The sequence below is a fragment of the Pedobacter sp. 05L430 genome, assembly GCF_056397585.1.
The window spans coordinates 1-13,457 of sequence record NZ_JBFTNT010000102.1 but is presented as its reverse complement, the minus strand read 5'-3'; the positions used below and the strand labels follow the sequence as shown (position 1 = coordinate 13,457).

Sequence of the window (13,457 nt, the reverse complement as noted above, 5' to 3'; positions counted from 1 at the left end):
CTCGATATACTGCTTACTTAAAGCAAAAAAACCGATGAAATCTGCATTAAATTCGGGATGTGTTGTTACGTTCCCCTTCAGGTTAACTTTAACATTTGCACCACGCTCAGTGTGTATCAAATGGAAATTGGCATCATCTACAAAAGTGTTGTAATCTATCTTGCATCCCGTACAGCTTTGGGTATCCAGCTTTTGTTTTACAAAAACATTCCCAAACCAGCGATGGTCTATATTGAGAGAAGGAATGGTTTGTTTGATGACTAAAGTATGGGGCAGATAATTACTTGTGGCCACCGATTTCCCTGGCTGACGTTCATTGGTAAAACTACAATTGTAAAACAGGTTTTTGATAAAAACATTCGCTTCACTGGCGAGCATTTTGACACCTGATTTTCCGGCCTGATTTCCCGAAGCAAGCACATTGTTGTCGACCAGCGCCGGCCCATGGCTGTTGAAAAGATATATTGCATCAGCCCCTGTATCAGAAATTATATTTTCGCTGATCCGCGTAGCCTGAAACAAGGGTCCCAGATAAATACCAAAACCTTGCTTTCCTTTGATCTGGCGGATTAAGTTCCCTTTAATCACAGCGTCTATGGCCACTGCCAATCTGATGCCGGCAGATTCTGTGCCTGTGTACAACCCTTCGGTATTGATCTTTTCAATCAGGTTTCCATTTATCAAACTTGCAGCGCCTCCCGCTAAACCAAAAATTCCTGCCTGGCCGCAGTTTAATATATGGTTATTACGAATGACGTGATGACCAACCTTTTCGATTTCTTTATAATTGCTGAACTCCGGGTTTCTTGGGCTGGCTTCAGGATACGTTTTACCGGTATTACCAATTGAGATACCCACGCCACTGCAATTGTCTACGGTGCAGTTTTGGATGATCCAGTGTGTTCCTCCACCCGTCTCAATTGCTCCTCCCTGTTTTCCATAGATGCTGGAAATGGCGCTCACTACCTGACTCACATGAATTCCATCTAACGCAATATAATTTACATTTTCCAAAGCTGAAATTCCGGATGACCTTACGKGTATTTCGGTAAGCGATTCGTTGGGATTGCTTTTACCAAAATTTGCTTTGATCATAACTTTTCCACCACCGTTTTCTGCTATCCAGCTTAATACAGCTCCATTTACGTGTTTAAGCTCATTCTGCTGCTGCATTTTTACATTATTGAAAAAAATAATGCCTTTAAACGATGACGTATCTATAAGCAATTTCCAAATGCCGTTTTTTTCTTTGGTCCAGCTTTTTGCCTGTTCAGAGCCTCTAATGCTTACGGTTTCGCCTTTAGCGGCTTTTATGGTAATCCTTTGTTGTTCAGATGCCCCACTCCTATTTAATACTACGAGTTCCCTGTACATACCTTTCCGAACAATCACCTGGTCCCCTGGCTCTGCTTTTAATATAGCCTGGCTAATAGTCAAAAGCGGCCGCGCAAAGGAACCATCGGCAGAATCATTTCCGGATTTGGATACGTAAATCAACTTACCAGAGCCTGGTGTCTCCTGAAAAAAAGCATTAACCAAAAAAGATTGGGCAAGGCAAAGACTAAGAAACAAAACAATTTTTTTCATTTAAAATCTAGTTATAATGATATGACAACATAATGGGCTTTTTATACTCATTGGCTCACTCATCATGCTGACCACGAAATAGCTGCGAAGCAAAAAATTATCAATGACAGATTGTTTAAAACTGTCGTCATCTCGAACGTTGTGAGAGATCTCTTGAACTGGCAGAACCAAGGGATCTCTCACAACGTTCGAGATGGCGATGTGCCTTGCATGACGAAATGTACCCATATGTTATTCCCACCACGGCAGAAATAAAGCTAACAAACTATAATTTATATACAAAACACACCAATAAAATCTGGCAAGAGAGTATTGAATGGAAAGTGCTGCGTCTATAGATAAACCACTTAAACCGAGCGTATGAAAAGGATTCCTTAGGATAAAGAGATTTTATGTTAATTAATCTTGCCGCAACTATTTAGAATAGGAAAGCGGTCTTTTTATTTTTCCATTTAAAGAACCAAATAAATTTATGAAACTTCACTTACAAAATTCAACTCAATGGAGTAAGATTATGAGGGTTGGATTTGGTCAGATGATTCTATTTTCATCATTGATCAATCTAGCCTATTCTAAATCCTCTAACACTCATAACACCCCTGATAGCTTTTCGGATCCCCACTATGCTAGTATAAAGGGCTTAAAAAATAACAGCAGAAATCATTTTGCAAAAATGGATCAGGTAGTGTCGGGTACTGTAACCGATGCCAAAGGAGAAGCAATTCCGGGAGTATCTGTTAAAGTTAAAGGCACCAATCTGGGTGCGGTTACAGATAAAAACGGAAAATTTAAGTTAACCGTACCAAATAGTATAAGTATTCTGGTTTTTAGTTCCATTGGGTTTGAAACGCAGGAATTGGCAGTTAATAACAAAGAAGTTATTAATGTGAAACTAAAAGAAACAAATGATGTATTGGATGAATTGATAGTTGTAGGTTATGGAAAGCAAAAGAAAGCGACACTTACAGGTGCTGTAGAAACTATTGACCGCAAAGTGTTCCAGGATCGTGCTGTAACTAATGTGGGTCTGGCATTGCAAGGTCAATCGCCAGGACTGTTGGTTACCCGTAGTTCACCCCGCCCTGGTAACGAAGGTTTAGCATTCAGGATTCGTGGGAATTCTTCTGTGAATGGTAGCGATCCATTGATTATTGTGGATGGTGTCCCTGTTCTCAATTCCTATTCCTTCCAGAATATGAATAGCGATGATATTGAGAGCATTTCTGTTTTGAAAGATGGGGCCGCAGCAATTTATGGTTCACGGGCTTCCAATGGTGTGATACTGGTAACAACTAAGAAAGGAAAAGGCAAATTACAAGTGAATTACAATGGTAATGCGCGTTTTAATACCAACGGTATTACCGGTTATTCGCCCAATATGCAGCAATATGCTTCAATATGGCTAGCGGCAAACAAAGAAGAAGCCGGACCAAATTACTGGGTTTGGGGAAATAAAGAAAACCTGGAGAAAATGCAGCAAGGTGTGGAAGGCAGATATGATCTTTTTGGAACAGATTACTATATCTTTAATGCTAACCGATTGGATGAGATGTTTGCCACGCGTTATTCTCAACAGCATAATTTAAGTATTTCCAGAGGTACAGACTCAACAGGATATCGTCTGTCTGTGGGTTATGCAAACAACAGAGGAAATTTAGCTACTGCTTATGACGGACAGAAACAATACAATCTTCACTTTAACCACGACTATAAGCTATCTGATAAATTTAAACTTGAATCGAATGTTAGTTTGGTTAATACCAATACCAGTACACCTTCTGTTGGGCTAGACAATACACTTTATGCTTACGACATGCCTTTTTATCCAGCGAAAAATCCTTTCGGGCAATGGTTTGCTACATTTAACGGAATTGACGGGGGTGCCAACAGAAATGCAGCGGCTATGACAGCTGCCGGTGGGCGAGAAAATAAAAATTCACTTACCGGAAGAGTGGACGTAACCGCCACCTATCAGATTTTTAAGGATCTTGCCCTGGAAGGTTTGGCATCTTTGCAAAACGAGAGATTTAACTCAGAAAGATATGTATTACCTGTGCAGTTGTACAATTGGTATGGCACGCCCACAGGGATTGGTTTAAATACCGGAGGTACAAATAACACTTACAATACTTATGCCTGGCAAGGGCTTTATCAATATTACTCGGCATTGTTACGTTATGAAAAAACATTCAATGGTGTACACAATATATCGGCGGTAGCAGGCCTCAATGCAGAAAAAAGCAACTCGCAACAGGTAACGGCTAACCGTGTGGGTTTTGAAGACCAGGGCGTTTATGATATTAGTCTGGCCGGGTTAGAAACGCAAACAAACAGCGGAACCAAGACCCAAAATGGCAGGTTTTCATACCTGACAAGATTGAACTATAATTATGCCGAAAAATATTTGGCGGAATTGATAGGCAGAAGAGATGGTAACTCCAGGTTTGCCTCAGGCTATAAATTTAAAAATTTCGGATCTGCACAATTGGGATGGGTATTTACCAAAGAAAGTTTTCTGACGGGCATTACGCCAGTACTTAATTTCGGTAAAATAAGGGCTTCTTACGCAACTACTGGAAATGAGGCATCTGGCTTGGGTGCTTTCGATTACCTGTCGACCGTCAATATTGGCTCTGCTGTTTTAGGTTCGCCTGCTGCACCACAGTCATCAAGTAGTTTGAACAACAACGGACTAATTAGTTATACCCGCACATGGGAAAAAGTAGAGCAAAAAAACCTGGGTATTGATCTGGAATTTTTTGACAGTCGATTAACTACCAACTTTGATATTTTCGAAAAAAACAATATTGGGATGCTAATCAATGTAAGCTATCCTTCTGTGTTAGGAGGTAACGCACCAAAAACCAATAGCGGCAAATTCAATACTAAAGGCTGGGAATTTGTTATAGGCTGGAAAGACACAAAAGGTGACTTTAGCTATAATTTCGCTTTTAACATTGGTGATACAAAAACCTTGGTATCGGGAGTTGAAGGTGCTGATAGTTATAACGCTGGTAGAAACGGAATCGTAAACGGGCGCCCATGGCAATCCTGGTTTGTTTACAAAACAGATGGCTACTTTAAAAACCAGGCAGAAGTAGATGCATATTATGCTGCCTATGGGTCTAGTACAAACCTGGCCAACATGCCTAAAAACAATCAGGCAGTAGCTTTACGTCCTGGTGATACAAAAAGAGTTGACGTTGCAGGAACAGGTAATATTACCAATATAGGTAACGAAAAAAGCTCTTTGGTATATGCCGGTGATGGCACACCACATTTTAATTTTGGTTTCAATTTGGGTGGTTCATGGAAAGGGTTTGATTTAAACGCTTTCTTTCAAGGTCAGTTGAAACAGAATATCATGCGCAGCGGTTACATGGCTTATCMATTTGGTGCAATATTTACGAATCAGAATCCCGCATTTCTGGGAAAGACATGGACAGAGGGCAATCAGGACGCATTATTTCCTCGTTTAACAGTTAATGGAACCAGGGCTAAATGGAATTATGAAAATAATGATTTTATGTTGCAAAATAACCGATACATCCGTTTAAAAACGTTGATCGTAGGTTATACTTTACCTCAAAGAATTACGGAGAAGATAAAACTATCCAAAGTAAGATTTTACTTCTCAGGAAACGACTTATGGGAAGCAACATCTGTTAAAGATGGTTTTGACCCGGAAATGGGCGAGTCTTCTATAAATAGCGGTTATCCGTTTGCAAGAACGTGGTCGTTCGGTTTAAATGTTGGATTTTAACAACCAGTAATGATTAAAGCAATGAAAAAGATATTCAATTATATAACTATAGGGGTACTTGGCTTCAGTATTTCTGCATGCCAGAAGGATTTTATAGACCTGGACCCTACTGCACAATATACAGATGCAGTATATTTTAAGAAGTCCGCAGATTTTAAAGCATTTGCGGCCGATTTCTATGGCCAGCTACAGGGATGGAGTTTTGGTAATATGGACAATAGCTCAGATCTGTCTGCAAATTCCAATGGAAACGGTTATGATATTGGTTATGGCACCATCGTAGTTGGCAATAATGATTGGAATTATTCCGGTATCCGTAACTGCAATATTTTGCTTGCAAAAGCAAGTACCTATGCAAATGCAGCAGAAATTAGCCAGTATGTAGGCGAAGCTTATTTTTTTAGAGCTTATGCTTATTTTGGTTTACTTAAAACTTATGGTGGTGTACCAATAGTAACAACTGTATTAGATATAAATTCGCCTGAATTAAAGGCAAAACGCAATAGTCGTTATCAGGTGGTAGCACAAATTTTAACAGATTTAGATGAGGCTATTGCAAAATTACCTATTGAGCAAAACATAACGGCCACAGATAAAGGAAGGGCAAGCAAATGGGCAGCCAAGGCTTTGAAAGCCCAGGTCCAGTTGTATGAAGCTACCTGGGAAAAATATGTAGGGCAGACTCCTGATGGAGATGGCACAAGCAAAGGTGCCGGCACAGCCGGATACGACCCTGGTAATATAAACAAGTATCTTACAGATGCTGTAGCCCAATGCGAGGACATTATGACCAATGGGGGTTATGAATTATGGAATAAAAATGCCGATTCAAAAATGGCAAATTCGAGTTCATGGTATTTGTTCAATCTTGAGGATGCAGGGTCTAATCCAGGTGGGTACGACAAGACCTCTAATAAAGAATTCATTTTATATCGGACTTATGATTATACCTATAGACAGGCAAGACTAAACATAACCTGGACCTCGGGACAATTATATCCAAGTCGCAAATTTGTGGATATGGCGGTGTGTACAGATGGATTGCCACCGGCTAAATCGCCTTTGTTCCAAGGGTATCATACCGCAGTTTCAGAATTTCAGAATAGAGACAGACGTTTATTGAACTACTTGTACGCCTCCACTACCGCACCCGCATCTGTTACACTGGACTTTGGAGGCTTAGGGTCAAGTGGCTACGGAAACAGCAAATATGCGGTATACGGATATGGTTCAAGAAGGATTGACAATACTGAATCTGCCAATTGGCCAATTATTCGACTGGCAGAAATTTACCTGACTTATGCAGAAGCATTAGTTGAATTAAATGGTAACATCACTGATGCACAACTGGATGCTTCTATAAATAAATTAAGAGATCGTGCTGCAGTAGCACATTTGACCAATGCATTGGCCGGGGCTAACGGTCTGGATATGAAAGAAGAAATCAGAAGAGAAAGAGCAGTGGAGTTATACCGCGAGGGCAAGCGTTTTGATGACTTAAAACGCTGGGGCATTCTGGAAGTCTCTTTAAATGCTTCTCGATTGGGAAGAGTTGTAGGAGATGCAAGTTATGCCACACCATTTAAAGATGCTTCGGGGCAGCCAACTTCTCTTTATAAACCTACCTCGTATGTATGGGGAGAAGAGGCAGTACAAACGCCAAAAGGGATGCTAAAAAGCGTTGTGGTTTCCAGTTCGGCAAACCATTCTCTTGCACCAAAACATTATTTATATCCTATACCTGTAAACCAAATTATTTTGAATAAGAATTTGCTTCAAAATCCTGGTTATAACTAGTAGGACAGACATTGGATTATCATTAGATCTTTAGAAATTATGAAAAAAATACAAGTTTATAATATATTGAGTTGGTTCGGTATCCTCTCCTTTTTCGCGATTTTGTTCGCTTCCTGTGAGAAAGATCCTAACTTCAGAGAATTTAATTATCCTGAACTAACTGTAAATGATTTTTCTCCGGCTGCAGGACGGCCCGGATATCAAATCACCATTAACGGCACTAATTTCGGAGATGTTAAGAAAGCTGTTACTGTTTATTTTAATGGTGTAGCGGCTACTCAGGAGGACATCATCAGTGTTACCGACAAGCAGATCGTAGTAACTGTTCCTAAAACTGCCACCAGTGGAAAGATCTCTGTAAAGGTTTGGCAATTTACCAAAGAAGTGGCCGGTAATTTCACCTTTATACCCGGTGGAGAGATTATTAATATTTCGCCTGGGTTCGGTCTGGAGGGTTCATTAGTTACCATATTGGGTAAGAACTTTGGAACCATAGCAAGTGACATTAGGGTTACTTTTGGTGGAGTTAATGCCGAGGTGATCTCTGCAACAGATGCGAAGATAGAAGTAAAAGTACCTGTTGGAGGCCTTACCGGCACAATAAAGGTTTATATAGGCCTACAGGAAATTGAAGGTATTTATTTCCTGGTTGGTGAGGAGAAAATAACAGGAACCATTATTGGAACACCCGGCTCATGGAGCAATAATCCTGCTACAACAATTGCAGCTGCGTTTGATGGAAATATAGCAACTTTTGTCGATGGTGCTGTTGCATCGGGATATCTCGGTTTTGATTTGGGAGCCGCCGGGAAAGCGAAACTAAACAGGATGCGTTATTACCCTAGAACAGGTAATGCCGCAAGAATGAATGGCGCCCGGGTGTATGGGACAAATGATCCTGATAAAATAGGGACGACAAATGGTGACCTTTTATACACCATCACAACAGCCCCTGCTTATGACTGGAATGAGGCAGCCATAAACAGCACAACTAGTTACCGTTATCTATACCTGTATTTTGCTACCGGAAACCTGAATGTAAGTGAGCTTGAGTTCTATGGCGTAAAAGACAATTAAAACCTAAAATTAATACTCCCGGGTTTGATAAATGCAAGCCCGGGAGTATTTTTTAAAGTATACCCGTGGTAATCCCTATCAATTTTAAATCTCAATTATGAAACTATTTACTAACCTGGTTCTGCTTTTTGCAGGATCAATATTTCTTTTAAACTGCAGTAAGAAAGATGCTGCTAATCAAGTACCAGACCCAACAGATCCACCTCAGGGTACTGCTTTATCTATTGATACACTGGCGCCAGGCGCTCCAATGAAACATGTTGGAGGATTACACACCGCAGCAGATTTCGCAAGAATAAAAACAAAGCTGAACGAAAATGCACAACCATGGCTTTCAGGATACGATAAACTTCTGGCAAATTCACATGCACAGTTATCTTACACGCCAAATCCTCCTGAAAAATTGGTACGGGGTGGCGGAAGTGCGGAAGAACCAGATTCTGATAATTATTCAAGAGCCTTTAATGATGTTGCAGCTGCCTATCAGCTGGCATTGAGATGGAAAATTTCCGGAGATAATACATATGCGCAAAAATCCATTCAAATATTAAATGCCTGGGCAAGTACCTGTAAGCGCATCAGCGGCGATTCAAATGCACAATTGGCTGCCGGCATCTATGGCTATCAATTTGCATTGACCGGGGAATTGATGAGGGATTATAGCAATTGGCAGGCAGCAGATTTTAAAGCGTATCAAAAATGGATGACAGACGTTTTTTATCCGATAAACAAAGATTTCTTAAATAGACACAACGGCACTTGCGATTCCCATTATTGGGCAAACTGGGATATGTGTAACCTGGCTTCTATTATGGCCATTGGTATATTAACAGATAACCGGTCAATGTATAATTATACCATTAACTATCTACAAAGGGGAAACGGCAATGGCAACTGGTTTAAAGCGATTAATTATGTGTTTGATGGTGAAAATGCGGGTTTGGCGCAATTGCAGGAAAGTGGACGTGATCAGGGTCATGCTACACTGGTAATTGCGTTAATGAGTACAATTTCCCAAATGGCATGGAACCAGGGCGACGATTTTTATGGTCTTGATAATAACCGTTTCCTTAAAGCTTGTGAATACACTGCCAAATACAATGTAGCGAGGCTGGGAGTTCCTTTTCATGAATATACCCGTCTGTGGGCAGCAAATTGCGCCCAATCAGAGGTACACAAGGTAGTAAGTGACAATAGCCGGGGCACGGTTCGTCCGATGTGGTCTGCCGCCTATTTTCATTATGCGAAGATTAAAAAAGTTGCTGAGTCTGAAGCGAGGTATACGGCTTTGGGTGTACAAACAACTTTACCAGAAGGAGGCGGAGGTGACTACGGACCAAACAGTGGGGGCTTTGACCAGTTAGGGTTCGGAACATTAATGTACTCTTTACCTTGAGGTGTTTCTGTTTACATTGATGTGTTTGGCACACAACGCTATAACACTCGCCGTCATCTCCTTTGATTAACCAAAGGAGATGACGACAACTTTAAAACGGCAACGTTAAATCACCGAGCGTTAAAACGGCGAGCATTAAAACGACAGTTTAAGACAACAGCTCTAAGACAACAGCTAACGCGTAATCCAAAAGGTATTTATAACAGGAGCTGCAGTTTGCAATTTGGGTTCATTGCTGTTTCCATATTGCCAGGCCACAACAGTAACTTTTATAGGAAAACGACTACGTGGGGGAATTTTAAAAAAATTCAGGCGATTACCTACAATTTCTGCGGGGCCATCCTGCACATAGAAATAAACAGGCACATTTGCATCTGAGCTGGCTTTAAGTTCAATCCCGTTTTTATTTGCAGACTGATCCGGAATAGGTAAAAAAGTAAGGTGCTGCTTCCTACCGGCAGTATTCATAGGAGGAACAAGCATTTGGGCCTGTTGCACAGCTGGCCTATACTGTTCATCTCCTGGATGGCTAACGGCAAACCACAGCTCATAACTATGTGGGTTTTGCCAGAATCCCGACTGAGGCTGAATTCGAAAAGTAGTGTCATTAAACCTGATCATCGGGCCTGTAATTCTTCGGATCACGATTGATTCCGCATTATTTGCGTGCCCAATACGCTCACCAGCAGAAGCACCTGCCCATATAGCCGGACGGGGGCTTCCCCCCGGTATAGTATCGTAAAAAGCTGTACCTAATTTAAACGTTATCCCATCTGGCAAGGGTTCAAATTTCAGATTAATCTGCTGATGTGTATTCTTTTGTTCAACTTTTTTCCCATTTTGCACATAGGCAATAAGCTGAACTTTTTTATGGCGATACCTACCCTGATAATCCATAGTGGCCTTTGCCATTTCCTCATCAAAATACCAGAAGGCTTGCGCAGGATCTCCTTTGTACCGACTCACTGGCGCCGCTTCTGCCTTTGGAAGCTCATCCCTACTCCACTTATCAACCAACCAGCCTGTTTTAGTGGGATCTACAGATCGAAGTCTGGTTTGGCCAGTACCTTCGACCCAACGGTACTGCATTACTTTCTTTATGTATAGCGCAATATATTTACACTTTTCAGGGCTACTTGCAAAATGCCCCTCTGCCGGACTTGCCAGCATACTTAAAGGCAGCAGCGGATGTGTTGCTCTTTGCTTTAATCCTTCTAAAGCCACACTTTCAGCAGCCTCATACTCTCCCATGGTTTCCAGGCAGGGTATAAAATCTATATTTCTAGTTCCCCAGATATCCGGAGCAAAAACGGGATGGCGAAAATAAGGCCATTGGCCGCTAACTGAAATCGCAGCAAGTGCTCTTTCAGGATTCCACGCAGCCATGTAATATGGAGCGCTGGCGGCAGCAGAATGCCCCATTCCGATAAATGGAGCATTCCGCAATTCATCATAACCAGATACCTCGGCCAGATCATTCATAACATCATTGAAAACAGTTCCTGCCCCCTTACTAAAATTAAAAAAAAGGTCATAGGCCGGACTAATCCAGACCTGGGCGATACCTAGCTTACCCATAGCTTTTCTGAATTCAGGATCCTCCAGAATGGAATGCTCTTCCATGTTGTTCTGCGAAAAAATAAAAGCTTTAACCCTTTTACAATCGGGCGGAATCCATAAATAAGCCCTGCAAGGCTTATCGTTTTGAATGGTCTTCACTGCCACTGACCATTGCCAGACGGCTCCTTTGACAGGAATTGATAGGATCACAAAAAAAAGAACAATCAGGAGGTCAAACTTGGTTTTCATCATTTAGTAATTTCTCTTATCCAGATGGCCTGCCCACCAGATGGAATTAAATCTGTATCAATTATGGTTTTATGATCTACCGGTTTCCTGGTTACCCTTACTTTAGTAGCCGTTGCAACCGAAGGATCATCTGAATAAATACTGGCAATGTATTTTTTATCCTTTGGTAAAAAATTTAAAGGTATTTTAAGCTTACGTGCATCATTGTTGGTCAGCGTTCCAATAAACCAGTCCTTTGCTTTTCTCCTGGCAATAGTAATGTATTCACCAGGATTTCCTTGTATGACCTTGGTTTCATCCCAGGTAGTCGGGATTTTATCCCAAAACTCCAGTTCCGGTTCATCTTTGGAATGAGCTGGCTTATCGTACCAATATAAGGTTTGTAAGGGACTATAATAAACTGCCGCCATTGCCAGCTGATGGGCATGAGTAGTTTTGATTCGCTCGTCGTAATAACAAATGGTATAATCCGCTGCTCCGGCAATGTATCGGGTAAATGGCATAATGGTATTGCTGGTGGCATCGGGCATTTCCTCATTTCCTCTGATGCCTTCTGAAGTCAAGAGATTAGGCCATGTACGCTGTTCCCCTGTTGGCCGCCAGTCATCATGAATGTTCACCATGATATGCGCATCTGCAGCCTGCTGAATGGCTTTTTGCACCCATGTTGTCCAGCGATGAGACCCCACTTGTACAAACCCAAATTTCACCCCTTTCACCCCCCATTTCTCATAAACCTTAAACAAACTATCAGATTGACTATACAAACCCTGAAGGTTTACATACAGCCAAACACCAACGCCTCTTTCTTTCCCATAATTGATAATATCAGGAAGGTCAAAATCCGGAATGGCCACCTTAGTAGCATCAGATTTAAAAGTAAATGATGGCCCGTACCATTTCCAGTCGAACAGGATATACTGAAGGTTATGTTTTACCGCAAAATCAATATTCGCCTTTGCATCTGCAGTGGTCTGGGTCATTACCCTGATGATCTTGCCCGGCTTAATCCAGCTTTCATCCTTTATCTTTGATGGAGTATTAAGGTTAAGCAGCAAGTGATTGTTTTGTATGAGATCTCCGGGTTTTTCTGCTACCATTACGACTCTCCATGGAGTACCAAATGGCGAGATCAGATCTGCAGGAGTATACATGGAAGTTTGAATGGTATTGGATTTTACAGTGCTCAGTTTGAATTTTGTACGTGCATAATCAACCATCTGCGCCTCAGCAAGACAGGCATATAACCCATCAGGCAGTTCCAAAGTTAAAGGTCTTTCTCCCTCATCCGGCCAGTTCTTTAAAGGCAATAACCGGTAAGGTGCCTGAGCCCATGAAGCATGCCAGGCATTAGTTCCCTCGGGCAATGAAAATTCGGTATTCTCAGACACAATCCGATAATAGGTTCCCTTCTCATTCTCGGGAAAGAAATACCGGAATGCGGTGCCTTCATTATAAGCACGTATTTCTATGTGGATGGGATAAATTGGATTGTCTTCTTTTACTGCTTGTATCGTGATGGCCTGATAATGATCTCTGATCTGGCTACTCTCACCGGTTATGGGCGTCCATGCTGTATCTTTAGAATTGCGAACAATTCCGGTTATCTTCAGGTTTTCAAACCATTTTTCGCGCCGGTCAACCTTTAACGCCATCGCCTGCTCACTTAAATGATTGTCTAACTGTAAATCCAATAAAGATTCCAGTATAACGGGTTTTCCTTTAAAATTTACCGTGTAATACATCGCACGGGTACGGTCGGTTAATTGTTTCTGATAGAATGTTATTAAGATATTTTTATCCGGAGAATACAATTGCTGAAGAGATCCTGAAACCAGTTGCTGTGCCCTAACAGAACTAAAGAAACCAGCCAGAGCAACAACAAAGGTTAAGAGTGGTTTTAATTTTCTAAGCTGCATAAATATTGGAAAGTAGACAGGTTTCACGTAAAATCTGAACTGCACGGTAAACCTGATTAACTACAGATTGATACTTTATCCCCGTGATTTCTGATATCTGGTTATAATT

General features: G+C 41.3%; 7 protein-coding genes. 4 read left to right on the top strand and 3 right to left on the bottom strand.

Features of this window, described 5'->3' with window-relative positions; translation table 11 throughout:
- On the bottom strand, positions 1 to 1,587 hold a 1,587-nt coding region (locus AC1DG9_RS14640), incomplete at its 3' end, for a right-handed parallel beta-helix repeat-containing protein (RefSeq protein WP_477634797.1).
- A 472-nt stretch (positions 1,588 to 2,059) separates the two neighbouring features.
- Between AC1DG9_RS14640 and AC1DG9_RS14635 the strand changes: the two genes are divergently transcribed.
- The 4 genes from AC1DG9_RS14635 (at position 2,060) to AC1DG9_RS14620 (ending at position 9,620) form a co-directional block, all read left to right on the top strand.
- The gene (locus AC1DG9_RS14635; protein ID WP_477634796.1) at positions 2,060 to 5,350 is read left to right on the top strand and encodes a SusC/RagA family TonB-linked outer membrane protein; all 3,291 of its coding nucleotides are present in this window, start codon (positions 2,060 to 2,062) and stop codon (positions 5,348 to 5,350) included.
- A 21-nt stretch (positions 5,351 to 5,371) separates the two neighbouring features.
- Positions 5,372 to 7,147 (top strand): RagB/SusD family nutrient uptake outer membrane protein, encoded by a 1,776-nt coding sequence (locus AC1DG9_RS14630; protein WP_172660168.1) that lies wholly within the window; start codon positions 5,372 to 5,374, stop codon positions 7,145 to 7,147.
- A gap of 39 nt (positions 7,148 to 7,186) precedes the next feature.
- A complete protein-coding gene (locus AC1DG9_RS14625) occupies positions 7,187 to 8,224 on the top strand; it encodes an IPT/TIG domain-containing protein (RefSeq protein ID WP_172660167.1) in 1,038 nt (345 codons plus the stop codon).
- A 97-nt stretch (positions 8,225 to 8,321) separates the two neighbouring features.
- On the top strand, positions 8,322 to 9,620 hold the full coding sequence (locus AC1DG9_RS14620) for an alginate lyase family protein (RefSeq protein ID WP_288879210.1): 1,299 nt from the start codon (positions 8,322 to 8,324) through the stop codon (positions 9,618 to 9,620).
- Positions 9,621 to 9,794: 174 nt separating this feature from the next.
- Here AC1DG9_RS14620 and AC1DG9_RS14615 read toward each other — a convergent pair whose 3' ends face one another.
- Both AC1DG9_RS14615 and AC1DG9_RS14610 read right to left on the bottom strand, forming a co-directional pair.
- Complete coding sequence (locus AC1DG9_RS14615) at positions 9,795 to 11,432, bottom strand: thioredoxin domain-containing protein (RefSeq protein WP_288879209.1); 1,638 nt, start codon at positions 11,430 to 11,432, stop codon at positions 9,795 to 9,797.
- The gene (locus AC1DG9_RS14610; protein WP_288879208.1) at positions 11,429 to 13,348 is read right to left on the bottom strand and encodes a glycoside hydrolase family 97 protein; all 1,920 of its coding nucleotides are present in this window, start codon (positions 13,346 to 13,348) and stop codon (positions 11,429 to 11,431) included. Before AC1DG9_RS14610 ends, AC1DG9_RS14615 begins: the two co-directional genes overlap by 4 nt.
- Positions 13,349 to 13,457: the final 109 nt, after the last annotated feature.

Excerpts from the sequence above, each read along its gene's own strand:
- AC1DG9_RS14630 (WP_172660168.1), top strand. The coding sequence starts at position 5,372 with ATGAAAAAGATATTCAATTATATAACTATAGGGGTACTTGGCTTCAGT.
- AC1DG9_RS14625 (WP_172660167.1), top strand. The coding sequence starts at position 7,187 with ATGAAAAAAATACAAGTTTATAATATATTGAGTTGGTTCGGTATCCTC.
- AC1DG9_RS14620 (WP_288879210.1), top strand. The coding sequence starts at position 8,322 with ATGAAACTATTTACTAACCTGGTTCTGCTTTTTGCAGGATCAATATTT.
- AC1DG9_RS14615 (WP_288879209.1), bottom strand. The coding sequence starts at position 11,432 with ATGATGAAAACCAAGTTTGACCTCCTGATTGTTCTTTTTTTTGTGATC.
- AC1DG9_RS14610 (WP_288879208.1), bottom strand. The coding sequence starts at position 13,348 with ATGCAGCTTAGAAAATTAAAACCACTCTTAACCTTTGTTGTTGCTCTG.